The organism is Providencia huaxiensis (assembly GCF_002843235.3).
In the GTDB taxonomy this organism is placed as follows: Bacteria; Pseudomonadota; Gammaproteobacteria; order Enterobacterales; family Enterobacteriaceae; genus Providencia; species Providencia huaxiensis.
Map to the genome: position 1 here is coordinate 777,215 of NZ_CP031123.2, position 24,027 is coordinate 801,241.

Here is a 24,027-nt window from a genome sequence, read left to right on the forward strand (position 1 = left end):
TTTGTTCTCTAATATTATGATAAATAAAAGAATGTTTTTATTTTGAATTAAAATCAATAGGTTATGTTAATTGTCATATACAAGTCACATTTATGCCATTTATGACAAATATATGAAAATCTTTACTTGATTTTTTTATCAACGGGCGCTATTTCTATAGGGTACCTATTAAAAATAGTAGGTGCTGTTTTCTTTTCCATTTAAATGATGAGGGAAGTAAGGCATGAAAAGACAGAAGCGAGACCGTTTAGAAAGAGCTTTATCAAGAGGTTATCAAGCAGGTTTAGCAGGGCGCTCTAAAGAGTTGTGCCCGTATCAAGCAGTAGATGCTCGGTCGCATTGGCTAGGTGGTTGGCGAAAGGCGATGGAGGATCGAACCATAGCGGTGGTGTAACCCCCACATTCTTTGATCGTTTAGCTTAAATAACCTGTACTAGTTTTCTTGAGTATTTTTCGGGTTTTTAAGTTTAAGACATCAATTCATTTAAGAACCTCCGCGATTGCGGAGGTTTGCATTTCAAATGTTTAGAATGCGCTCGTATCTTTAAAAAGACCCACTTTTAAGTCCGTTGCAGTATAAATTAATTTACCGTCAACTAATACTTCACCGTCAGCTAACCCCATGATCAGCTTACGGTTGATCACGCGCTTAAAGCTGATGCGGTAAGTGACTTTTTTCGCAGTAGGCAGAACTTGGCCAGTAAATTTAACTTCGCCAACACCTAAAGCACGTCCTTTACCTTCACCACCGAGCCAGCCAAGGTAGAAGCCAACTAGCTGCCACATTGCATCGAGGCCCAAACAGCCTGGCATGACAGGGTCGTTTGTAAAGTGGCAGCCAAAAAACCAAAGGTCTGGATTAATATCCAGTTCAGCTTCCACATAACCTTTGTTAAATGTACCGCCATCTTCAGTCATACTGACGATACGATCCATCATCAACATGTTTCCTGATGGGAGTGGAGGACCATTTTCTCCAAATAACTCGCCTTTACCAGAAGCAATTAAATCATCTTTTGTGTAGGATCCGCGTTTCTCAACCATGTTCTTAAGATAGCCTTTATTATGTGTAGGGCTACAGGATAGCTTACACTTGTACGCTGAACAACTCCGATCTGCTATTTTTTACGCAATCTTTACTTAACTAATCCATTTTAAGAACCAAGGAAGTCTGGCTTTATCAGGTGAGTTTGCTTGATTGATTCGTTCTTGAATTAAAGCTAACAGGTGTACATTTTCTTCTTCAGCTTGTTGTTCAAAGTAAGGTTGCTTAGTCAGTAAAGTAATGGCTTGGGCGACATGTTCAACAGGCCAAATATGGAATTGGCCTTCTTGTACGGCTTCAACGACAGCTGATTTAGTACATAAGTGGCGAACATTTGCCATTGGGATAATGACACCTTGGTTGCCTGTTAACCCACGCTTTTCACAGATATCAAAGAAACCTTCAATTTTTTCATTCACCCCGCCAATAGGCTGAACATAGCCAAATTGGTCAACCGCACCTGTGATAGCAACTTGTTGATCAATAGGCTGTAGTGATAATGCGCTAATTAAAGCGCACAGCTCTGCGAGTGATGCGCTATCACCATCAACTTCACCATAAGATTGCTCAAAGACGATAGAGGCGGAGAAAGGCTGAGGTTGCTCTAATTTAAGCTCGTAATTTAAATAGGCTTGCATGATCATCATGCCTTTGGCATGGATATTCCCACCCAGCTCTGCTTTACGTTCTACATCTGTGAATTCACCGTCACCTAAATGTGCGACACAGGTAATACGGGATGGCTCACCAATGGCGTCAGGGTGCCCTGGATATTGCAAGACAGACAAGCCATTAACTTGGCCGATAACTTCGCCCTCAGTTTTAACGAAGATTTGTTCTTGCAGAATATCGTCCTGAGTACGTTCAGCAAGAAAACTGTGGCGCCATTGGCGGTTTTCATTTGCTTGCTTAAATGACTCTTGAGTCAACAAATGGTTAACATGGTAATGGCTGGCATCAACAAGAGAGCGAACTAACCAAAGAATATCAAGAGGAAGATTAAATTTATCCTCACAGTAACGTACAGCTTGTTGGATAAAAGGGACCCATCCATCAGGCGAAATATGTGGTAATTTATTGGAGTCAATAATGGATTTTATATAACGCATCCATAAGCTCAATTGTTCCTCATCTTCGAAGAACATAACAGGCTCATATTCGCCATAAATAGCGCAGCTAAATAGCTCCGGTGATGTAAATTCAAATTCTTCTAAAGCTAATCTATCACCAACAATAATAACTTTAAGCTCTAAAGGTTGTGGCTCAATTTCAATCGGTAAAGGCTGATTTTCAGAATAAGGCAACCATTCAAGTTGTTGACGGTTAACCATATTTTTTAGGCGAGCCCACATTAAAGGTTGATTGATTAATGCGCTAGCTGCGATAACTAAGATCCCGCCATTAATTTGGTGGAGTAATCCTGGCACTAAATTCAATGAAGGGGTGACATAGCCAAATAATTGTTCGGGTTCTATCCAACTACGGTAAGCGATTTTTTCATGAGAAGAGAAACGGCTTTTAACACCACTTTTCCACTGAAAAAGACGGCTATCTTCAGATAATTGATAATCACCATCAATGGTATTTATCTCTGCCAGTAAGGGGGTAATTGCATTAGCATAAAGGCTAAGATACGCCTCACTTTCATCAGACTTGATAAACATAAAGCGTGTTTGGGCAAATTCATCAACGAAATGTTGTATGCCATCAGATAGCCTAGGCTGAATATCTGATAAAACTGTAGGGGTCAACGTTTCTGAAGATACAAATTTCGTCTGAAATGACGATAAGTTAGGAATTAGGCCTTGCCATGTTAGTTCTTGACTGATCACTATAATTATCTGCTATTAATAGGGTTATAAATAAAATGCCTGCCAATAAGCTGGGCGTATATGCCTGAATAAGGTTTATTTAATAAATTTGCTAAATAACATTGTTTGTTTTATAAACAAATTTCAGGCTCATTCATTACCCAATGGGCAAGCTTGCTATATTAGCCTTTGATAGGCAATCTTGCAGCAATAATTGTTGAATTATCGACTAGAATAACGAAAACATAAATACGATTGGTAGTGTCATTGGCCAAGTTAAGCCAATAAGTATGGCGCTCAGTAAGCGCATAAAACAGTTAGGGTCTTTTGTTACGAGTAGGGTAAATAGCATTGCGCATACACCGCCAATCCCATAGATGACGAGTATGTATTCAAATGTGGACATGCAGTTTTATTAATTTGTTAACAGATAGGGGCAGATTGTACACTATTTTTACAAGGGCAGGTTATCTTCTTTATTGAAAGAGTGAATATTCCACTAAATCGAATATCTGCTTGAGTATTTTGTATATAATCTTGCTAATATAAAGATAGGTTCAATTTTCTTCAGGAAAAATTATGAAATATCAGCAGCTTGAAAATCTTGAATGTGGCTGGAAATGGGAATACCTCGTCAATAAGGCAAGGGGTGGCGAAGCAATTACCCGCTATATAGAAAGAAGCGCAGAAAAAGAAGCGATAGACTTGCTGCTAAAAATGGAAAATAGACCGATTGATGTACTAAAGTGGATCACTCTGCATATGAATCCAGAGCTTGATAATCGAATGAAACAGAGTATTCGAGCGAGGCGCAAGCGTCATTTTAATGCAGAACACCCACATACACGTAAGAAATCAATAGATTTAAACTTTTCGGTGTGGCAGCGTTTGTCTAATCTTGCTGTGAAGCGTAATAAGACGTTGTCTGAAACTATTATTCAGTTGATTGAGGACGCGGAACATAAAGATAAATATGAAAGCCATATGAGCTCATTGAAACAAGATTTACAAGCTATCCTTGGGACACCAAAGGGAAGGGATAATTAAAAAAATCAGTGATGAGCGTCATTGCATCGTGTGTGTCCAAGCAAGATACCCTTATTACAGAATTAGATTTTTGAAAGTAAATTTTGGGGTTGTACTTGTTTTGTTATTTCTGACAATAAAAAACCCCAATATTCATTGGGGTTTTTGTTTTTCAGTTCGAAATTCAAACTAGGGCTAAGAATTAAGCACCTGGTTGAGTTACAACTTCAGTTGTACCTTGGATTTCGATTTCAACGCGACGGTCTGGCGCTAAACACTCGATCAGAGCAGCACGGCCTTTAACATTGTCACATTTGTTACCAGTTACTGGATCTTCTTTACCACGGCCTTCTGCAGCGATTGCGCTAGCTGGAACGCCTTTAGCAACTAAGTAGTCAACTACAGACTGAGCACGTTTTTGTGACAGTGGCAGGTTGTAGTTTTGTGAACCGATACGGTCAGTGAAACCAACTACCAGTACGCGACCTTGAGTTGGGTCGATGCTGCTCAGTTCGTTGTACAGCTCATTCAGAGCTTCTTGACCTTCTGGTTTCAGGCTTGCTTTGTTGAAGTTAAACAGAACGTCTGAACGCAGAGTAAAGCGTTTGTTTTCAACAACTGGAGCTGGAGCAACAACCGGAGCTGGAGCAACAACTGGAGCATCAGCTTGACCGAAACGGTAAGCAACACCAACGCTCAGCATGCCGTTGTCTGGACGAGTACCGATGTTGTCTTTATCACCTAAGTTGCTAACCCATTGGTAGTCTAAACGAGTAGCCCACTCTGGAGTGATTGCATACTCAAGACCTAATGCGTATACAGGTGCAACGCCAGTGTCAGTTTCTTTGAAACGTTGGCCATTTTGGTGAGCTTTAGCTTCTGTACGGTAAACCATACCACCTAAACGAGTGTAAACATCTAAGTCATCCATGATTGGATAGCTTAATTTGGTAGTTAATGAAACACCCATAGATTTCAGGTCACCGCTGTTACCAGCGCCTTTGTATTTCATTTTACCGAACCAATCATAGCCAAGCTCGAAGCCTAAGTATTGGTTATATTGGTAACCAGCGTAGGCACCTGCACCGATTGTGTCACGGTCAGTGCTGTTACCAACAGTGCCCCAACCTGCATAGTCTGTACCAGTTTTTGCTGGATTCAGGCTAGTGTCTTCATAGTGAGACCAACCTAATTTAGCACCGGTATACCAAGTGTTATCTTTTGGAGCTGCTTGTGCAACGGTTGCAAAAGCTGCTACTGCCACTGCTACTGCGATAGCTGTTTTTTTCATTTTTACGCCTCGTTATCATCCAATATTGGCTTGGCTTCGCTGAGCCTTATTATATGCCATTGGTTTAATTTACTTGCTAGGTTTCGCAGACATTATCTACAAAAAAATAATAAAAGTAAAAAAATAATGCCATAAGCCGAACAAGCTAAAGTCTACAACGAACTTAAAAAGATACAAGTAGAGTGAGCAATAATCGTTAAAAAAAGTGTTTTTTTAGTGTATAAATCAGAGAGATATGTATATTTTTAGCAATGATTATTTTTAATCTATCTGATTGATCTACAATACTTTTAATTTAACTTTAGAGACAAATATGTCTAAAGGTTAAATTTAGTAAGAAAATTCTTAATCTTGCCTAGTGGTAATGATTTGAATGAATTTTTAAGTGGTTTGGCTGTCCTGCTTGTGTACTAACCATATCATATGTTTTCTGTGGGCGCATAATTAAACCGATAGAACGGCCTTCTTGAGCAGCATATTGCAAACGAATAAAATCTTGCTCGCTTATTTCCGGCAGCCACCCCAAAACCACACTATAATTACCACTTCTTAATGCTTTTTCCATGGCATCAATCGTAGTGATATCTTCCATATGATTTAATTGCATAACTTTATTGGTGGGTATACCTGATTGTTCTAACCAGTGTTTACTGAGTTTTTTATTAGGACTTAGCCAGAGTAACCAGCGTGATTGAACCCCAAACTGGCGAAGCATGGGTAATAAAATGTAATCCATAATAGGGTGTTTTTCATCGTAAACAAGTTCGCTCACCATACCTTGTTGCATAGAGCTGTTAGTAAGCCCTGTCGCAGGGATTGATTGTGCGTAATTATTAAGAGAATGTTCTGTTGAGTTGTTCCAAGAATAGATGCTCATAATTTACCTCGTTACAATGCTGTATGAACATACAGTAACTGTATATCCATCCAATATCAAGACTATTTTTTCAAAGCGCTTCGCAACTTTGTTGTTTTTTTCTGCATTCTTCTTGGCATTTTTTATGGATGCTCTCAAAATTGGTTATGCGTAATTATCTGTAAAAAAAGAAATTATAAAATTAATTTTCTCAAGGATGAAAATTGAGCATACCCAAAAAGGAGTTTGGTAATGTTGTTAGAAGAAGAAAAAAATTTTTATTTATCCCGTTTGTTAAGTCAGTTTGGCGAGTTAAAACGTAAAAATCATTTCGGTGGGTTTTGTCTATTAGTCGATGATGCAATTGTAGGGTTGGTACTCGACGGTTGTTTTTATTTGCGTGGCTGCTTAGTGGCAAGAAGTCACTTTGAAGCGTCAGGGTTTAATCGATTAGTTTATACTAAAAAAGGCATTCCATTGGAAATGCGTTACTACCAACTTTCGGAACAAGTTTGGCATGACGAGTCCTTGTTTCTTCAATATATTGAGCTGGCATACCGTTCAGCTATCGAGGAATTAAAACAAAAGCAATCAATGACTATGCGTATAAAAGATTTGCCTAATATGAATATGTCGGTTGAGCGCGCACTAGGGAAAATAGGTGTATCTCATGTTGATGATTTGCGTTTGATGGGCGCAAAGGCTTGTTTTATGAAGTTAAAAAAACATGGTAGGAATAACCCCAGTATTAAGTTACTCATTGGCTTAGCCGCTGCAATAGAGGGGTGCCATAGTGCTGTTTTACCCAAGGATATCAAACAAGAATTAATCGCTTGGTATAATAGTTTTGAGTTGACGTCAGCCTAAACCTGCGAAAGTGGACTGGTATTTTTGTAGTTAATATTACATTACGCCATATGAAGATGGGCGGGTATTTAGAATTTCAATACCCGCTCATCGGTATATTTATGACGCACTAATGGTTCGAATTATTTGTTTTATCTCAGGAATTAGTTCGAGCAATAACTTAGTTTGTTCCATGATAAGTAACGTTTTTTCGTCATCACTGGTTGAAATGTTATCTATGCGCTGCAATAAACTGTGGCGAAGTTTATCTGATTTTTCATCAATAACGAGTGGGTCAATGGTTGTGATTTGTAGCGATGATTCAACATAACAAATAGCGTCGTTGAGTAATGAAAGATTACCTTCATTTTGCATTTTTTCACGATGCGCACCTAATGCAGAGATATAGCTGAGTAAAGTGTGGTTTAAGCAGAGAAGGCGAAAAGCTTGTTCTTGAGTGATTCGATAAGACTTAGGGTCAGAAGCCATATTGGAGACAATAGAAGCGAATTCTGCATCATTATTATGTGCGTCTCTTCGTGCGATTCGATATTCAAGGCGGTTGTCTTTACCTTGGTAGTACTGTTGTAAAATAGCATCTAAATAACGGCAGTTGCTATCCATGGTTTTTTGTATGACCTGGGGAAGTTGACGGAATTTCCAGTCAGGCCAAATGAAGCTGACGGCAAGTAATGCAATAAAGCAACCAATTAATGTGTCAATGATCCGTGGAAGTGCAACGTCAAACCCTTCGCCAAGTAGGTTAAAACAAAACAAGACGAGTAGCGTGATAAATAAGGTTGCTTGGGCGTATTGGCTACTGCGAAACATAAAGAACAGTAAACCAGAAATAACGATTAGCGTGAGTTGGCCTTCCATTGAAGGGATTAAATTCAGCAAGGGTAAGCCAATGAGAATACCAACAATCGTGCCTATTATACGTAGAGCTAAACGGCGTTTAGTGGCGCTGTAGTTAGGTTGGCATACAAATAAGCTAGTGAGTAATATCCAATATCCTCTTTCCATATCAAATAGTTGGATGATGATATAGCCAGTACAAAGGAGAATTGACATTCTGACCGCATGGCGAAATAAAGAGGATTTCGGGGTTAAATGGTGTTTAACTCGCGAAATAATATCACTAATACCTGATAACGATTCGTCAGATAATTGCTCTATTTGTTTATTATTTTGCTGCCATGTACTTTGCTCAAGGCTTAGGCCTTTAAGTTGAACGTCAATGCCTTTTAAGTTTTTAAGCAAGTTATACAGAGCTTTAATTTCATGAAGCTCAGGTGATTGCTGTTTTAGTAGCTGTAGCGATTTTTCAATGTAAGTGAAGGTACGTTCAAAACGAGGGTTATGTTGGTATTGTTTACGCCATAAAACCGATTGAGCAACTTGCTGGCAGGCTCTTGCTTGCATGGTTAGTAGGCGTTGGAAACGAAATAAAATATCACAATGACGTAAAGTACGGCTAAGTTGTTGGTATTGTATGTGAGATGAACTTGCTCGTTCGTGAATATCTTGGGCAACAAAATAATAATGCAGTGAATTTCGCGTGCCTTTTTGTCCCCGATCTCCTTTTAATCGGCTCAGTAATGCAATTTTAGCTTGGTTCATGGTGCTAACTAAATGACTGTTTACTAAAGCTAAATCATAAACTGAACGTTGGTAGTCATCTTCTAAGTCTGGGTCAAATAAGTTGGCTTTTGCATCTAGATAAGCTGAAAGTTGCTGGTAGCATTGGGTTATTGCATCTTGTAGTGGCCTAACAGGAAATAAAATATGGCCAATCAAAGTTAAGATATTATACCAAATTGCCCCTGTGAGTAATAATGCAGGTTGTTGGTACCAAGTATCAAAAATAGGTACACCGAGCATGGTATAAATGGCAATTAACAGTGCACCAAATGCGATGGTTGCGTATCGCTGCCCTAAAGCACCAAGAAGAATAAAACCACACGTGGAAAAGGCGAGGCCAAAAAAGAAAAACAAAGGGTATGGAAACAGCAGTTCAATTGAAACGGATGCAATAAAAAAACAAAAAAGTGTAATAATTAAATTTTTTATTCTGCCAGTTAGCCTATCATCTAAGTCAGTCAGTGCTGCAGCAACCACGCCCAAGGTAAGTGGGATAGTGATTTTAGGCTCTTGGTTTAATAACCACGGCACCAAGGTTGCGCCTGTCAGGGCTATAAAGATTCGGATATAATATAAAATATGGCTGTTATATAGCACACGACGATAACTGGTAAGCAGTGTTAGCACAAAGTACCTCAAAGGTAAGACAAGCCCTAATCTATATAGGATAGCTTGTTTGCAAGGAATAAAAAACCGTTTGGAATCAAGCCAACCGTATTTTTGTCATTGATTTTCTCAGGTGCAGGACGTATGGAACTGAAATCAACACAGATTGGACAGCGTCTGGCTCAGCATCCCTACAATCGGGTTCGCTTGCTCAACGCAGGTATTGAAGTGAGTGGTGAAAACCACCAATATCTTATCCCATTTAATGAACTCATTGATATTCGTTGTAAGAGAGGGATTGTTTGGGGGGAGTTAGAATTTGAAATTGTGAATGAGCAGGTTGTTCGTTTACATGGTACGGAATGGAAGCAAACTCAGCGCTTTTATCATTACTTAAATGAAAAATGGCAACAATGGAGCACTGAAATGAGCCACGTCAGTGCTAGTGTATTGAGTGAATTAGTTAATTCGATTGAACAATTGACGCAACAAGATCATTGGTTGACGTTGCGCCACTTAGCCGAGATAAAAGATAAAATATCACAGAAATTCTCATCGCTACCTATGCCTTTGGCGCGCCTTTTATTATTTGAAAATTGTGCACCACAATATCACGAATGCTTAAATTGGCTAAATAATGGCCAAAACTGTCGACGGCAAATTAACGATCACTGGTGTGAGTCTGTCTTAGTTCACTATCACGATTTTTTCCAGCAAGTAGAAACATCACCACTCAATTATTCACAGTCTTTATCTGTAATTAATGGTGAGGATAACGTATTAGTACTGGCGGGGGCTGGGAGTGGTAAAACATCAGTCCTCGTGGCTAGGGCTGGCTGGTTGATCTTGCGAGGTTTGGCAAAACCAGAACAAATCCTATTGTTAGCTTTTGGTCGCAAAGCGGCAGATGAAATGAATGAACGTATTCATTCACGACTACAACAAGATATTGAAGCAAAAACTTTTCATGCTCTTGCTTTACACATTATTCGTGAAGGTAGCAAAAAATCGCCAGTAATTAGTGAGTTAGAAACTGACACTCAAAAACGGCAAACACTATTATTAAATGAATGGCGAGAACAATGTTCAGCAAAGAAAGCACAAGCAAAAGGCTGGCGAGGATGGCTTTCTGAAGAATTGCAGTGGGAAATTCCAGACGGTGAGTTTTGGAAAGACGAAAAATTAAGCAATAAAGTGGCTGCTAGGTTAGACCGTTGGCTAAGCTTAATGCGTATGCATGGCGGTAGCCAGAAGGACATGATTGATAATACGGAAGAAGAAATAAGGGACCTTTTCCAAAAGCGCATTCGTTTAATGGCGCCGTTATTGAAAGTGTGGAAAAGCGCTTTGAAAGATGAAGGTGCAATTGATTTTTCTGGATTAATTCATCAGGCCATTAATATTTTAGAGAAAGGGCGTTTTATTAGCCCATGGAAACATATTTTAGTCGATGAGTTCCAAGATATTTCGCCTCTTAGAGCTAAATTATTGCAGGTACTACGACAGCAGAATAAGCAAACGACGTTATTTGCTGTTGGAGACGATTGGCAGGCTATCTATCGGTTTAGTGGTGCAGAATTAGACTTAACAACATCGTTTGAGCATAACTTTGGCATTGGAGAACTTTGCGCTTTAGACACCACTTATCGTTTTAATGAGCGTATTGGTGAAGTGGCTAACCAGTTTATTTTACAAAACCCAATGCAGCTAGATAAACCATTGAATAGCTTAACGAAAGGGAATAAAAAATCGGTTATTCTTCTTTGTGAGGATGCATTTGAACGTTTGTTGGACAAAATGAGTGGCTATGTGCTTGATGATGAAACGGTATTAGTGCTAGCCCGCTACCATTATTTAAAACCTACTATTTTAGATAAAGCCAAAACTCGCTGGCCAAAATTAAATATTCAGTTTATGACGATTCATGCCTCAAAAGGGCAGCAAGCAGACCATGTCATCATTTGTGGTCTGAATAGCGGAAAGGATGGTTTCCCTGCTCCTGCGCGCGAATCAATCATTGAGCGAGCTTTATTGCCTAAACCAGAAGATTTTGATCACGCAGAAGAAAGACGTTTGCTGTATGTCGCATTAACACGGGCTAAGCAGCAAGTTTGGTTACTCTATGACCCAGAAAAACCGTCAGAATTTGTTGATGAACTCAAGCAATTGGGCGTTCCAAAGCAAAAGAAACCTTAAGGTAATCTTATTTTGTATTAAGCGCCAGAATGCTGTGGCGCTTAACATTGGTAGATTAGTTAGTTCGTTTATTTAAATAGCTTTCGTAATCAGGAATAACGACGTCTATTACATTATCAAAATAGGGTGATGTGATTAAAAAATCAGCAGTTGCAGGGTTGGTCGCGACAGGAATATTCCAAACTGTAGCCAAACGTAGCAATGCTTTAACATCAGGGTCATGAGGTACAGCGTTAAGAGGGTCCCAGAAGAAAATCAAGAGGTCGATTTTTTGTTCTGCGATCATTGAGCCTATTTGCTGGTCTCCCCCCATAGGGCCACTTAGCATACTGGTGACTGGCAACCCAGTGTGCTGGTGGATTAAATTACCTGTTGTGCCGGTTGCGTATAATTTGTGAGTTTGGAGCCGTTCATTGTTTTTCTTAGTCCAAGATAATAATGAAGGTTTACAGTGGTCATGGGCAACCAAAGCAATATTTTTTGAGGCTGTAATTTTACGGGTTGTTGATTCCATGATATTCCCTTAAGTAAGATGCGAGATAAACATCTTTAAAAATTGAATGAGCAAAGATATACAACATATATCATAATGCTAATGAATAGTTTATAGGTTTTGGGAGATATTTTGATGAGAGATCAAGAAATTGCTGAAATTTTAAAGTGTGTTCGAACTATTGCTTTAGTGGGAGCGAGTGATAAGGCAAATAGGCCGAGTTATGAAGTTATGGAATATCTTTTGCATCAAGGCTATACCGTTATTCCAGTGAGCCCCAAATTGGCAGGGCAAACTTTATTAGGGCAGCTTGTATACGAAAAACTTAGTGACATACCAGAGCCTATTGACATGGTCGATGTGTTTCGTAATGCAGAAGCTGCAGTAGGAGTGGCCAGAGAAGCAGTGGAAATTAAAGCTAAAGTTTTGTGGTTACAAAAAGGGGTGATTAGTGAAGAAGCACAGCAAATCGCTTTGCAGGCTGGTTTGCAGTTTGTTATGGATAAATGCCCAAAACAAGAAATACCTGCTTTAGGTCTTGAAAAATAAAGTATTTCTAGCGTTAAAAAAGTAAAGCAGCTAGTGAGCTGCTTTACGGTTGCGTTCATAAATAACAATATAAATATTTGAAGGTTAGTTGCGAAGGCGAGGTGCTTGCAACTGAGACCTTATTGATTCCGCTAGTTCATCCATTGATGGTTGCTCTGGATGGTCTTCTACGGTTTCATAAGTAATTTGAGCTTCAGCCAAATAAGTATGAACAGCATCCCCATTGTCATCTTCCATAACAACATGATACCAAGGTAGATCGCGTAGTGTGCTGTTAGCGGCAATATCATCATCATGTGGTTGTTCGAGCGAATACTCAGCGTCTACATCGACAACAACGCCTAAGTAGCCGAGAAGTTTGTGTCTAACTTGTTGCCCGATTCCATATTTACTGGTGATCATCATAGCGACCTCCTAAAAGCCTTGCTTATACTTCAAACTATATATGGGCAGTGCTACGCGTTTTCAAGCTAAGATATAGACAATTATCAATAACGCAATACACTGTCTTTATACGTAACGATCAAAAGCAGTGCCTCATTTAGCAGATTATCTGTTCAATGAATAAAAAACAACTGTTAAAAGAAGGTATCAATACATTATGCTCTGACAATGGAGGCTCACATGATTACATCAGGTCGATATTTTTATATTTATGGTCGTGTTCAAGGGGTTGGGTTTCGTTACCAGACCTATCATTGGGCTAATCAGAATGGCATAAAAGGCTTTGTGTGTAACCGGGATGACGGTAGTGTTAAGCTAGCTGTTTATGGCTCAGAGCAAGATATTGAGTTTGTTGATGAGTGGCTGAAAGCTGGGGGGCCTCCAGGGGCAAAGGTAGACCATTTTTTTACCGAAAACTGGAAAACCGAGCCAATAGCGGACTTTAGTGTCCGCTATTAGCGGAAATTAAATGCATTTCACCGGTTTTGGCAGGCCTGCAAGTTTAGTCGCTTGTTTAGCAGGACCTTTAGGAAATAACCGGTATAAATAGCGGCTATTGCCTTTTTCTTCCCCAAACTGCTGGGAAACTGCTTTAACTAACATACGAATAGCAGGAGAGGTATTAAATTCCAAATAGAAATTCCTGACGAAACGGATAATTTCGAGGTGTTCATTGGTAATTTCAATATCTTCTTGCTGCGCGAGTAAAGGAATTAATTCTTCACTCCATTGTTGGCTGTCAAGCAGGTAACCTTGCGCATCTGTTTCTATTTCTTGATTATTAAAAACCAACATACTCTTTTTCAACTCAAATAAAATTAGAACGTAAATTTAGCAAAAATAGAGATGTAACCCAAGTAAAGTCGTTAGAGTGTTGATATTTTCGCCTAACAGTATGAAAGACGTATATTTTTAAAGCGAATGATCACATTAGGGGTTTACATCCAATGAGAGGATGTTTATAGTGCACGTCATTGCGGAGGGGTGGCCGAGCGGCTGAAGGCAGCGGTCTTGAAAACCGCCGATGGGAAACCATCCGAGAGTTCGAATCTCTCCTCCTCCGCCATCTTCACTTCTAGTAACGTCTTCCAAAGTCTTCCAATCCCAAGTAAATCAAGCATTCTAGCGAAATTACACACTACCGAACCTACTAACGCCTTTCTAAATCCTCTACAATTTGTTGTATAGTTTTTTGTATAGAAATTCCCTCTACAATTTTCCTGTAGATAAATCCTACATGCTGGCATTATCGCTGCTATCATCTTTTATATCGTTTTGATTGGTGCAATACTGGGGTATTAGGTTACTTTTACTTAAATATCGGATGATTCTCATATGTCTAATAATTAAAATGGTAATATCCACTTCGGCGGATTTTTTAAAATTATTGCCGAACTGTCATTTTAATAAACTATGAATATATTTTCATTGTTTTAAGGCTAATTATTACTTATCCAGCTACGGTGGCTTCATGGGTAATTGTTCTAATTCGCGTAGTTCTTTTTTGAGTGGCTTTCTTTGATTAAAATGTTGATGTGCATTAAAAGCAATTGCTTGTGTTATTAATATCTCATAAGGTGGATTATCCATCTGTAAAATGGTTATTTTGTACATTTATAACTATTAATGCTTCGTTTATAACATTTTATTAATTTAAATATGAATAAGACGGAATAGTTACAGTATTTTTTAGTATTCAATATAAGTAGAGAAAAATTCAAACGGAATGATAAACCAAAGGTTTGATGTGTATCAGAGGATACAAATAGTAACTTGTTGTAACTGTTTTATAAATATATTATTTAGTATCTTAACTCCATGGATTTATCAAGATGAATAAATTATTAATTCCTGCTTTTTGTATTGCTTCTTTATCTGGGTGTGCGGTAACTGAGTATAACTATGTCCCTGACTCACAAAAAATCAGTGAACCTAAAATAGGCCAGGTCAACCATATTACAGTAGGGCAACCCTTAGTAAGAGAAGGCAATATTAGTGAAATAGACGGAATTAAAGTATTAAACCCAGTACAGATAGATTTGGCTTACAAAATTATCCCCGGTGTATTCAAGAAAGTGGGTTCAAGTGATAAAGGCGATTTTTATATGCCAGACCAAATCGTTGATTCTGGCTCGGTCACTGTTGAGGTTTTAGGGCAACCGTGGAATTCACTTTTAATTAAAAAAGGGTCTGGTCCTAATGAGATCTGTATCGTGACAGATGTTAATGTCGCTGTTTGTAGTGATAAAGCACAAATCGAACAGGTAAAACTAAATAATTCTGATGGTGATTCATTTGAACAAGCCTTAATTTTCAATGGGATAAATGACAAGGTTGTCGATGTTAGTTATCAGAGAATAGGTTCAAATATTGAGAATCAAGGATTTGGAGATAATATTCAGTATAACCTTAAGAATAGCGATATTATTTCTTATCGAAATGTAAAATTAAAAATTATCGATAGTTCAGAAAATTCATTAACCTATACGGTGATAAGTAATTTTTCTGACAATTAATGTGCATCACATTAATGAACTAGTTGAAAACAGCGTTAAACTAAATTTAGTCTCTAGTTAAGCGCTGTCGCAGCATCTTTTCTCACTTTATTCTTATTTTAACTTCAAAATATTTGGATCACATCGACAATTGAAGAATATTGTCTTTTCAGCATACCTCACATACTCTAAGTTAAATTGATTTAACGTAGAGGCGTTATTTATGATGAATATCCAATCCAATCACAATAGCTTTTTTATTTTATCTGATGACAAGCAAACGCGCCTTGCCGAAATAACTTTTGTTTATACTGGTGACGACTTAGTGATTATTGACCATACAGTGGTTGATGAAAGCTTAAAAGGACAGGGCATTGCAAAGCGATTAGTTGCTAAGGTTGTTGAGCGAATGAGAGAAGAAGGGCGAAAAATTATTCCATTATGTCCTTTTGCAAAAGCAATATTCGATAGAACACCTGAATACAGTGATATCCGCCAATAATATCTGTTAATTACTGATGAGGTAAGCATGAGTATTCAACATAATGATAAAATACCTGATTTACAGTTGATTACAGCACGTTCGAAAGATGTTGGTGGGCTTCCTGTTGCACGAGTTTTACCGACAAGAGAGCGGAGACTAATAGGTGCTTGGTGTTTTCTTGACCATGCAGGGCCTACGGTTTTTAAAGGCGATTCAGAGGGGATGAAGGTATCACCTCACCCTCATACAGCTTTACAAACATTCACTTGGATGATTGAAGGTGAGGTATTACACCGAGACAGTCTTGGCTATGAACAGGTTATTCGGCCAGGGCAGGTCAATTTAATGACAGCGGGTCATGGGATCAGCCATTCTGAAGATACCCATGGAGAGAGTCGCCAGTTACATGCAGTGCAATTGTGGATTGCTTTACCTGAAGCAGTTAAAGATATTGCCCCTCGTTTTGACCATTATCCTATATTGCCACGTTGGTCTGAAGGTGAAACATACTTCAATTTACTCGTTGGGGAATATGGAACTTATAAAGCACCAACATTAACATTTTCTTCGTTGATCGGGCTCGATATTGTTGCGAAGAAATCCGCTCGACAAATTTTAACGTTACGCTCTGAATTTGAATACGGTATTTTTGTGGTAAGTGGCAGTGCTGTTATTGAAGGGCAGCAAGTTAATAGTAATGAATTAGTTTATTTAGGCAAAAATATAACTGAAGTTTCTGTAGAACTCGCCACAGATAGCCATATTTTATTACTGGGTGGTGAGCCTTTAAATGAACCTGTGTTGATGTGGTGGAATTTTATTGGCCGAACTAAAGCTGATATTCATAACGCAGTTGAGGAATGGAACCAAGGAAGTTCTCGTTTTGGGAACGTTTTTAATGATAGGCGCGAGCCAACACTGGCTCCAGTTATGCCGTAATCAGTTTAAGTTACTCCTTTGTTTATTATATGAAATGAAGGAGTAAGTCATTCTAAATACGACTATAACGCTAAGCATATTGCCTATAAATGCGATTTTGTTTTGAATCTTAATTCAAATGGCAATAGTATTAAATTATTAAAAAATAATCTTACTGAAGTCGTATTTTATTAAAGTATAGGAGATGTTTAATGGCTATTTCTGCAAGAAACCAACTTTCAGGTGTTGTTGAGTCCATTGTTATGGGAGCGGTAAATGATGAAATTATACTCGATTTAGGCAATGGTGAAAGTATTGCGGCAGTGATTACTAAAAATAGTACCAAACAACTTGGTTTAGAAAAAGGTAAAGTGGCAACGGCAGTAATAAAAGCACCTTGGGTTGTGCTTGTGTCCAACGCTGAAGAATATAATTTCTCTGCTCGTAATCAATTTAATGGCGTGATTGAATCCATTGAAAAAGGGAGCGTTAATTCTGTGGTAAATTTAAAAACCAGTGCGGGAACTTTATTATCTGCAGTGGTAACAAATAATAGTACCGTAGAGTTGGGATTAAATGTTAAAAGTAAAGTAACTGCCATTATCAAAGCTTCCAGTGTTATTTTGGCAACTAAGGAATAGTAAAAATTGTTGAAAGGCTGTTATGGCAGCCTTTTGTAATTCACTTTCAGTCAGTTAACCTTTTTTAGGTTAATAATTTTAATTTTTTTACCTTTAAGCTCAATAAGCTTACCTTCAACTAGTTTTATTAATGTGCGGTTTAGTTGCCTGACAGACACACCAAGCATGGCGGCTATTGAATCGCGATTTTCCAATTTAAATTCAGATCCATACTGGTTTTCGGCAAAAACTAAATAACGTCTTAATTTATATTCAACAGAAAATGCAGAAGAAGAGTGTAGCTGCGATGCGTTAAAAAGCTTTTTGCTAAGATGTTGACATATAAATTGTAAAAAAATAGGGGAGCTAAGTTCTTTCTTTTGAATAATTTGTAGTGGAAATGCGAGTAATTCACAATCTGTGACTGCCTGTATCGTACTGTAAATACGGGTGTTTTTGGCATCATTGTTCTGAAATAATTCTAAGTCACCAATAACTGAAAACGCATTTTCAAATGAAAAAACAACATGCTCGCCATTTATTTCATAGCGTTCAACTTGTAGTTTTCCCTCTAAAAGAAAGTAGATAAATTTAATTGTATCATTTTGCGACATTAAGTATTCAGATGAGCTGATTTTAATAAATTTTGCTGACTTTATTGTTTCTTCAGTCAGAATTTTATCAAGCTGATAGAGAGTAAAATATTCTTTGATTTTTTCAGAAGAGATAATTTTTTTCATTATTTATTCTATCAATGTGTGTATTTACAATGAGCAGTATGGCATAGATTCGCAAGTGTAAAAAAGGACGTATGTCCTTTTTTTATCTATTGATGAACTGTTAGTTTAGGTGATATTCAATAGAAGGAGATATACATGAAAGAACAATTATCGAATAGAGTTGGCTGTACTGATGATATGCATGAAAAGATAAATTTAATGCCTAAAGTCGAATTACATGTGCATTTAGACACTTGCTTAAGTTTTCACTATGTAAAGCAAGCTAACCCATCCATTTCATTTAACGAATTTGCTAGCGCATTTATTGCGCCTGAAAAATGTGAAGATCTAGGTGATTTTTTAAAGTGTATAGAGCCACAACTTGATATTTTACAAACTAAAATGGCAATTTCTCTTGCAGTAAATGATTTATTTGAACAACTACAAAACGATAATGTTATTTATGTTGAGCTACGTTTTGCTCCGTTGTTACATCTTAGAAAAGGACTGAAAAGTGCAGAAGTAGTCGAAGTTGTTTTGGACGCCATGGAACAAGCCAAAGAAAAATACGCTATCGAAGCTAGGCTAATACTATGTACCTTACGCCATTTTACTGAGCAACAAAGCTTGGAGACGGCTCAACTAGTTATTGATTATCAAGGCAGTAATGTTGTTGCATTAGATTTAGCTGCAGATGAAGCTAGGTTTACACTGAGTAACCATCAAGCTGCGTTTGATTATGTTCGCTCATATGGTGGCCATGTGATTGCTCATGCAGGGGAAGCTTTAGGGTATGAAAGTGTGCTTGAAACACTCGATAAACTAAAAGTATCCCGTATTGGACACGGCGTAAGAAGTATTGAAAGTGACGAAATAATCGAACGGTTAAAGCTTAATAAGATATTACTTGAAGTTTGTCCTAGCTGTAATATTACCTGTAATGTTTTTGACAGTATTCAAGTACACCCAGTTAACGAATTAAAGAAACGTGGTGTAAGGCTGAATATTAACACTGATGCGCGAACAGTTGCGAATACGACATTAAATCAAGAATACCAGTTATTACACAAGGTTTTTAACTGGACTATTGACGATTTTATTCAGTGTAATGTGCACGCGTTAGAGGCAAGTTTTCTTAATGATATTGTGCGAGAACAATTAACTAATAAAATCAAAAATTGGCTTTAAGCATCATTGAGGGGAGCGGTGGAATACCACTTTTCCCTTTTAACTCATTAAATCTCATAGTGTGATTGTACAAAGCCGGATGGGAAGGTAATGGTTTGGATATGTTTTAGGCGAATATCTTGCTGTATTGGGCCAAATAGTGAGCGCCCGTTGCCAAGTAATATAGGTAATCGTGTAATAATCAGTTTATTGATTAACCCGCTGTTTATAAATGATTGAACTATTTGCCCGCCATCAATATAAATATGTTGATGTCCTTCTTTTTCTAATAGGGCCATGGCTTCTTCGGGGAGGTGATTGAGGAAGCGAACTTTGCCAATTAAATGTTCAGGGATTGGCAGACTGGCTAATGATGAAGAAAGCACTATAACTGGCAACTCATATGGCCAAGGGATCATATGAGAGAGTGTTTCATAAGTACCACGTCCCATAACGATAGCATCAATATGACTCATAAAATCATGATATCCGTGATCTTCATTTGTTGAGTCGAAGGATTGTAGCCAATCAATATCACCATTTTTTCGGGCGATATAACCGTCTAAGCTGGTTGCTATAAATACATGTCCTGAAATCATAATATGGTACCTATTCGAATTGTTTTACAGCTTATAATAATGAATGAAAGTGTAATAATACAGGTGATATAGTGCTTTATGTGCCCGCCAACCTTGGATTTTTTATGTCATATCAAGACCGTAATTATGTTTTAGGTATTCCCAAGTTACCCGCTCGTGCAATGATTTTTCTTGTTCCTTTCTTTTTATCCCTTGTCATGAGTGGAATTGTTTCGCTGATTAGTACGATAAGAGCTTTGGGCTTCACCAGCGAAGTGTTTTTTCCTTGGCTGAGTTCGTGGATGCTCTCTTGGATGATTGCTTTCCCGACCGTATTTTTTGTCTTACCGATTGCAAGGCGAATTTCACTGATGTTAGTTAAAAATGCATAACAGTGAGTGTTAAAATTGCTAATATAAAGGTGAAATTTATGGGCACTATTTTGAATGGGATTTTATGTCGATAAAAATTATTGGTTTGTTCTTTATTACAGCATTAGCTGAAATTGCAGGTTGTTACTTTCCTTATCTTTGGATGAAAAAACAAGGTGGGGCTTGGTTATTAATTCCTGCAGCCTTAAGTTTAATGCTGTTTGTTTGGTTGCTGACATTACACCCAGAAGCGAGCGGACGAATTTATGCAACTTATGGTGGGATATATATTGTCACAGCATTAGTCTGGCTGAAAGTGGTTGATGGTGTCTCTCTTACTGTGACTGATTGGGTGGGTGCTCTGGTTGTACTTGTAGGGGCTGGGATCATTATTAGTGGTTGGGAATAGATGATAATGTTATCTCATTATCTTAAAAATTTAATTATTTATTTTAAGATAATGAGGGGACTAAGATGGCTACAGCATTATCTCTTTATGTTTATTTCATCAAATAAATGCTAGATCCACATTTGAATTTTAAATTAAATGTAAGGGTTATTGTTTTACGAAATTAAACTATTTTCTTTTATGAAATGTTAATTAAAACTGCATTTAACTAAAATATTTTAAAATGTAACATTTGATCTAAATCAATTTAACAATAAATACTCTATTGGTAGTAATTTTAATTGATGTTTAACTACTCAGTTAATATTAATTAAACTTTTATTTTCACTTTCATTGATTTTAGGCAATATCTAATCATATTAGGCTGCTATTCTCTCATCGATTTATACAAAAAATATAAAGAGGTAGCAATGAACGTTAGTCGCAGAAAGTTTTTTAAAATCTGCGCTGGCGGGATGGCAGGTACAACTGTAGCTGCGTTAGGTTTTATGCCTGGAATGGCAATAGCTAATGTACGTGAATATAAATTACTTCGCTCTAAAGAGACGCGTAATACTTGTACTTACTGTTCTGTCGGTTGTGGATTACTAATATATAGCATGGGCGATGGCGCCATGAATGCTAAATCCGCGATATTCCATGTCGAGGGTGATTCAGACCACCCGGTAAACCGTGGTGCTTTATGTCCTAAAGGGGCTGGCCTACTCGACTATATCCAAAGCGAAAATCGTTTACGTTATCCAGAATATAGAGCGCCAGGCTCTGATAAATGGGAACGCATTAGTTGGAATGATGCCTTCACACGCATTGCTCGCTTAATGAAAGATGATCGCGATGCGAATTTCATTGAAAAAAATGCGGAAGGAACAACTGTAAACCGTTGGTTATCAACAGGGATGCTTTGTGCATCAGCTGCTAGTAATGAAACGGGAATGTTGACGCAAAAATTCGCCAGATCGCTAGGAATGCTAGCGGTTGATAACCAAGCGCGTGTCTGACACGGACCAACGGTAGCAAGTCTTGCTCCAACATTTGGTCGCGGTGCGATGACCAACCACTGGGTTGATATCAAAAATGCCGATGTTGTCGTCGTTATGGGCGGTAATGCTGCGGAAGCACACCCTGTTGGGTTCCGCTGGGCAATTGAAGCGAAAAATAACAATGATGCCACACTGATTGTCATAGACCCGCGTTTTACGCGTACTGCATCAGTTGCTGACCATTATGTCCCTATCCGTTCAGGAACCGATATTACCTTTTTATCGGGCGTTTTGCTGTACCTGATTGAAAACCAAAAAATCAATGCTGAGTATGTTCAGAACTATACCAATGCATCGTTGATTGTTAGAGACGATTTTGACTTTAACGATGGTTTATTTAGTGGTTATGACGCTGATAAGCGTAGTTACGATAAAACCAGCTGGAACTATAAGTTTGATGAAAATGGTCACGCATTGCGCGATGACACATTACAAGATCCACGTTGCGTGTGGAATTTACTTCACAAACACGTATCACGCTATACGCCTGATATCGTTGAGCAAATTTGTGGAACACCAAAAGCCGATTTCTTGAAAGTCTGTGAAATTTTAGCCACAACAAGTGCGGCAGATAAAGCTGGGACTTTTCTGTATGCATTAGGCTGGACACAACATACTGTTGGCGCACAAAACATTCGCACCATGGCGATGATCCAGTTACTGTTAGGTAACATGGGGGTTGCGGGTGGCGGTGTGAACGCATTGCGCGGGCACTCGAACATTCAAGGCTTGACAGATTTAGGGTTACTATCAACCAGTTTACCGGGTTACTTGACGCTGCCTTCTGAAAAGCATCAAGACATTGATAGCTACCTGACTGCGAATACACCAAAAGCGACATTACCAAATCAGGTGAATTTCTGGAGTAACTATCCTAAATTCTTCGTGAGTTTGATGAAGTCTTTCTATGGTGATTCAGCTCAAGCAGAAAACCAATGGGGTTATGACTGGTTACCTAAATGGGACCAAGCTTATGATGTCATGAAGTATTTTGACATGATGAGCAAAAACCAAGTGACCGGCTATATCTGTCAAGGGTTTAACCCAGTGGCTTCATTCCCTGATAAGAACAAAGTGGTTAGTTGCCTCAGTAAATTGAAATACCTGATTGTTGTAGACCCATTAGTCACTGAAACGGCTAATTTCTGGCAAAATCACGGTGAGATGAATGACGTTGATACGGCTTCGATTCAAACCGAAGTGTTCCGTTTACCATCGACCTGTTTTGCGGAAGAAGATGGCTCGATAGCAAACTCAGGCCGTTGGTTACAATGGCACTGGCAAGCCGCAGATGCCCCAGGCGAAGCGCGTAATGATGGCCAAATCTTGACCGGAATTCTGTATAAGATCCGTGAATTGTATGAGAAAGAAGGTGGCCAAGGCCAAGATCCTCTGATGCAAATGAAATGGAATTATAAACAACAATTCCATCCTGAATCAGAAGAAGTGGCAAAAGAAAACAACGGTGTTGCACTGGTTGATCTTTATGATGCTGACGGCAATTTACAAGCGAAAAAAGGTGAATTACTCAGCTCATTTGCTTTATTGCGAGCCGATGGTTCAACAGCCTCTTCTTGCTGGATTTACACCGGTAGCTGGACTGAGAAAGGCAACCAGATGGCAAATCGTGATAACAGCGACCCATCTGGTATCGGTAACACATTGGGCTGGGCATGGGCATGGCCTCTGAACCGCCGTGTGATTTATAACCGTGCGTCTTGTGATACCCGAGGTAAACCGTGGAATAAAGACCGCGTGCTTATCGAGTGGAATGGTAAAAAATGGGTCGGTAATGATATTCCTGACTTTAATGCTTCTGCACCTGAAGTAGGAACAGGGCCATTCATCATGCAACCAGAAGGTTTAGGTCGTTTATTTGCTATCGATAAGATGGCAGAAGGGCCATTCCCTGAGCATTATGAGCCATTTGAAACACCACTTGGCACTAACCCGTTGCACCCTAATGTGGTTTCTAACCCAGCGGCGCGAATTTTTGATGAAGACAAGAAACGTCTTGGCGACCACAAAGATTTCCCTTATGTAGGAACCACATACCGCTTAACAGAGCATTTCCACACATGGACCAAGCATGCTCGCTTGAACGCGATTGCTCAGCCAGAGCAATTTGTTGAAATCAGCGAAACACTAGCGAAAGCCAAAGGAATTGCGTTAGGCGATAAGGTCAAAGTCAGTAGTAAGCGTGGGTTTATCAAAGCAGTTGCGGTTGTCACTCCTCGATTACAAACGCTGATGGTGGATGGGAAACCAATTGAAACTGTTGGATTACCGATTCACTGGGGCTTTGAAGGCGCGACTCAAAAAGGGTTTATCACCAATACGTTAACGCCGTCTGTCGGCGATGCTAACTCTCAGACACCTGAGTATAAGGCATTCTTAGTTAACATTGAGAAGGCGTAAG

At 38.6% G+C, this 24,027-nt stretch carries 25 protein-coding genes and 1 tRNA gene; 15 read left to right on the forward strand and 11 right to left on the reverse strand.

The window, feature by feature from the left end; translation table 11 throughout:
* The first annotated feature begins 223 nt into the window (after nucleotides 1-223).
* On the forward strand, nucleotides 224-394 hold the full coding sequence (gene rmf / locus CYG50_RS04890; RefSeq protein ID WP_004256131.1) for a ribosome modulation factor: 171 nt from the start codon (nucleotides 224-226) through the stop codon (nucleotides 392-394).
* A 131-nt stretch (nucleotides 395-525) separates the two neighbouring features.
* Here the strand turns inward: rmf and fabA are convergent, their stop codons facing one another.
* From fabA to CYG50_RS04905, 3 genes are all read right to left on the reverse strand, one after another.
* On the reverse strand, nucleotides 526-1,044 hold the full coding sequence (gene fabA, locus CYG50_RS04895; protein ID WP_004909641.1) for a bifunctional 3-hydroxydecanoyl-ACP dehydratase/trans-2-decenoyl-ACP isomerase: 519 nt from the start codon (nucleotides 1,042-1,044) through the stop codon (nucleotides 526-528).
* A 96-nt stretch (nucleotides 1,045-1,140) separates the two neighbouring features.
* Nucleotides 1,141-2,877: an AAA family ATPase gene (locus tag CYG50_RS04900; protein WP_102138509.1), complete on the reverse strand. Its 1,737-nt coding sequence runs from the start codon at nucleotides 2,875-2,877 to the stop codon at nucleotides 1,141-1,143.
* A 208-nt stretch (nucleotides 2,878-3,085) separates the two neighbouring features.
* Nucleotides 3,086-3,262, reverse strand: coding sequence for a GhoT/OrtT family toxin (locus CYG50_RS04905; RefSeq protein WP_004909646.1), 177 nt, complete (start codon nucleotides 3,260-3,262; stop codon nucleotides 3,086-3,088).
* Between the two features lie 173 nt (nucleotides 3,263-3,435).
* Between CYG50_RS04905 and matP the strand changes: the two genes are divergently transcribed.
* A complete protein-coding gene (gene matP / locus CYG50_RS04910; RefSeq protein WP_102138510.1) occupies nucleotides 3,436-3,903 on the forward strand; it encodes a macrodomain Ter protein MatP in 468 nt (155 codons plus the stop codon).
* A gap of 181 nt (nucleotides 3,904-4,084) precedes the next feature.
* Here the strand turns inward: matP and ompA are convergent, their stop codons facing one another.
* Together ompA and sulA are read right to left on the reverse strand one after the other, a co-directional pair.
* Complete coding sequence (gene ompA, locus CYG50_RS04915; RefSeq protein WP_102138511.1) at nucleotides 4,085-5,173, reverse strand: porin OmpA; 1,089 nt, start codon at nucleotides 5,171-5,173, stop codon at nucleotides 4,085-4,087.
* Nucleotides 5,174-5,528: 355 nt separating this feature from the next.
* Complete coding sequence (gene sulA, locus CYG50_RS04920) at nucleotides 5,529-6,050, reverse strand: SOS-induced cell division inhibitor SulA (RefSeq protein WP_102138512.1); 522 nt, start codon at nucleotides 6,048-6,050, stop codon at nucleotides 5,529-5,531.
* Nucleotides 6,051-6,281: 231 nt separating this feature from the next.
* Between sulA and CYG50_RS04925 the strand changes: the two genes are divergently transcribed.
* Nucleotides 6,282-6,896 carry a TfoX/Sxy family DNA transformation protein gene (locus CYG50_RS04925; RefSeq protein ID WP_102138513.1) on the forward strand — a complete coding sequence of 205 codons (615 nt, stop codon included), beginning with the start codon at nucleotides 6,282-6,284 and terminating at the stop codon, nucleotides 6,894-6,896.
* Nucleotides 6,897-6,995: 99 nt separating this feature from the next.
* Here CYG50_RS04925 and yccS read toward each other — a convergent pair whose 3' ends face one another.
* Entirely contained in the window at nucleotides 6,996-9,146 is a 2,151-nt protein-coding gene (gene yccS / locus CYG50_RS04930; RefSeq protein WP_148241594.1) for a YccS family putative transporter, read from the reverse strand.
* A gap of 123 nt (nucleotides 9,147-9,269) precedes the next feature.
* Here yccS and helD point away from each other — a divergent pair, with 123 nt between their 5' ends.
* Nucleotides 9,270-11,321, forward strand: a complete 2,052-nt coding sequence (helD, locus tag CYG50_RS04935) for a DNA helicase IV (protein WP_102138514.1) — start codon at nucleotides 9,270-9,272, stop codon at nucleotides 11,319-11,321.
* Between the two features lie 55 nt (nucleotides 11,322-11,376).
* Here the strand turns inward: helD and CYG50_RS04940 are convergent, their stop codons facing one another.
* The gene (locus CYG50_RS04940; RefSeq protein WP_102138515.1) at nucleotides 11,377-11,835 is read right to left on the reverse strand and encodes a methylglyoxal synthase; all 459 of its coding nucleotides are present in this window, start codon (nucleotides 11,833-11,835) and stop codon (nucleotides 11,377-11,379) included.
* A gap of 114 nt (nucleotides 11,836-11,949) precedes the next feature.
* Between CYG50_RS04940 and CYG50_RS04945 the strand changes: the two genes are divergently transcribed.
* Nucleotides 11,950-12,363: a CoA-binding protein gene (locus tag CYG50_RS04945; RefSeq protein ID WP_102138516.1), complete on the forward strand. Its 414-nt coding sequence runs from the start codon at nucleotides 11,950-11,952 to the stop codon at nucleotides 12,361-12,363.
* A gap of 84 nt (nucleotides 12,364-12,447) precedes the next feature.
* Here the strand turns inward: CYG50_RS04945 and hspQ are convergent, their stop codons facing one another.
* Nucleotides 12,448-12,768 (reverse strand): heat shock protein HspQ, encoded by a 321-nt coding sequence (hspQ, locus tag CYG50_RS04950; protein WP_004256095.1) that lies wholly within the window; start codon nucleotides 12,766-12,768, stop codon nucleotides 12,448-12,450.
* Nucleotides 12,769-12,987: 219 nt separating this feature from the next.
* Here hspQ and CYG50_RS04955 point away from each other — a divergent pair, with 219 nt between their 5' ends.
* Nucleotides 12,988-13,266, forward strand: coding sequence for an acylphosphatase (locus CYG50_RS04955; protein ID WP_181489865.1), 279 nt, complete (start codon nucleotides 12,988-12,990; stop codon nucleotides 13,264-13,266).
* 6 nt (nucleotides 13,267-13,272) lie between these two features.
* Here CYG50_RS04955 and CYG50_RS04960 read toward each other — a convergent pair whose 3' ends face one another.
* Entirely contained in the window at nucleotides 13,273-13,602 is a 330-nt protein-coding gene (locus CYG50_RS04960) for a TusE/DsrC/DsvC family sulfur relay protein (protein ID WP_004256090.1), read from the reverse strand.
* Nucleotides 13,603-13,785: 183 nt separating this feature from the next.
* Here CYG50_RS04960 and CYG50_RS04965 point away from each other — a divergent pair.
* From CYG50_RS04965 to CYG50_RS04990, 5 genes are all read left to right on the forward strand, one after another.
* Nucleotides 13,786-13,873, forward strand: a tRNA-Ser gene (locus tag CYG50_RS04965).
* A 766-nt stretch (nucleotides 13,874-14,639) separates the two neighbouring features.
* Nucleotides 14,640-15,323: a hypothetical protein gene (locus CYG50_RS04970; RefSeq protein WP_102138518.1), complete on the forward strand. Its 684-nt coding sequence runs from the start codon at nucleotides 14,640-14,642 to the stop codon at nucleotides 15,321-15,323.
* Between the two features lie 205 nt (nucleotides 15,324-15,528).
* Nucleotides 15,529-15,804, forward strand: a complete 276-nt coding sequence (locus CYG50_RS04975; RefSeq protein WP_166185345.1) for a GNAT family N-acetyltransferase — start codon at nucleotides 15,529-15,531, stop codon at nucleotides 15,802-15,804.
* Nucleotides 15,805-15,831: 27 nt separating this feature from the next.
* Nucleotides 15,832-16,725: a pirin family protein gene (locus CYG50_RS04980; RefSeq protein WP_102138520.1), complete on the forward strand. Its 894-nt coding sequence runs from the start codon at nucleotides 15,832-15,834 to the stop codon at nucleotides 16,723-16,725.
* Between the two features lie 191 nt (nucleotides 16,726-16,916).
* The gene (locus CYG50_RS04990; RefSeq protein WP_102138521.1) at nucleotides 16,917-17,345 is read left to right on the forward strand and encodes a TOBE domain-containing protein; all 429 of its coding nucleotides are present in this window, start codon (nucleotides 16,917-16,919) and stop codon (nucleotides 17,343-17,345) included.
* Between the two features lie 50 nt (nucleotides 17,346-17,395).
* Here CYG50_RS04990 and CYG50_RS04995 read toward each other — a convergent pair whose 3' ends face one another.
* Nucleotides 17,396-18,064, reverse strand: a complete 669-nt coding sequence (locus CYG50_RS04995) for a Crp/Fnr family transcriptional regulator (protein ID WP_102138522.1) — start codon at nucleotides 18,062-18,064, stop codon at nucleotides 17,396-17,398.
* Nucleotides 18,065-18,199: 135 nt separating this feature from the next.
* Between CYG50_RS04995 and add the strand changes: the two genes are divergently transcribed.
* Nucleotides 18,200-19,231, forward strand: a complete 1,032-nt coding sequence (gene add, locus CYG50_RS05000; protein WP_232368195.1) for an adenosine deaminase — start codon at nucleotides 18,200-18,202, stop codon at nucleotides 19,229-19,231.
* Between the two features lie 47 nt (nucleotides 19,232-19,278).
* On the opposite strand, the gene CYG50_RS05005 is transcribed toward add, so the two are convergent.
* The gene (locus CYG50_RS05005; RefSeq protein WP_102138523.1) at nucleotides 19,279-19,809 is read right to left on the reverse strand and encodes a dihydrofolate reductase family protein; all 531 of its coding nucleotides are present in this window, start codon (nucleotides 19,807-19,809) and stop codon (nucleotides 19,279-19,281) included.
* 104 nt (nucleotides 19,810-19,913) lie between these two features.
* Between CYG50_RS05005 and CYG50_RS05010 the strand changes: the two genes are divergently transcribed.
* The 3 genes from CYG50_RS05010 (at nucleotide 19,914) to fdnG (ending at nucleotide 24,026) form a co-directional block, all read left to right on the forward strand.
* Nucleotides 19,914-20,180, forward strand: a complete 267-nt coding sequence (locus CYG50_RS05010; protein ID WP_102138524.1) for a DUF2798 domain-containing protein — start codon at nucleotides 19,914-19,916, stop codon at nucleotides 20,178-20,180.
* A 64-nt stretch (nucleotides 20,181-20,244) separates the two neighbouring features.
* Complete coding sequence (locus tag CYG50_RS05015; protein WP_102138525.1) at nucleotides 20,245-20,568, forward strand: YnfA family protein; 324 nt, start codon at nucleotides 20,245-20,247, stop codon at nucleotides 20,566-20,568.
* A gap of 410 nt (nucleotides 20,569-20,978) precedes the next feature.
* Nucleotides 20,979-24,026 (forward strand): formate dehydrogenase-N subunit alpha, encoded by a 3,048-nt coding sequence (gene fdnG / locus CYG50_RS05020; protein WP_116068772.1) that lies wholly within the window; start codon nucleotides 20,979-20,981, stop codon nucleotides 24,024-24,026.
* Nucleotide 24,027: the final 1 nt, after the last annotated feature.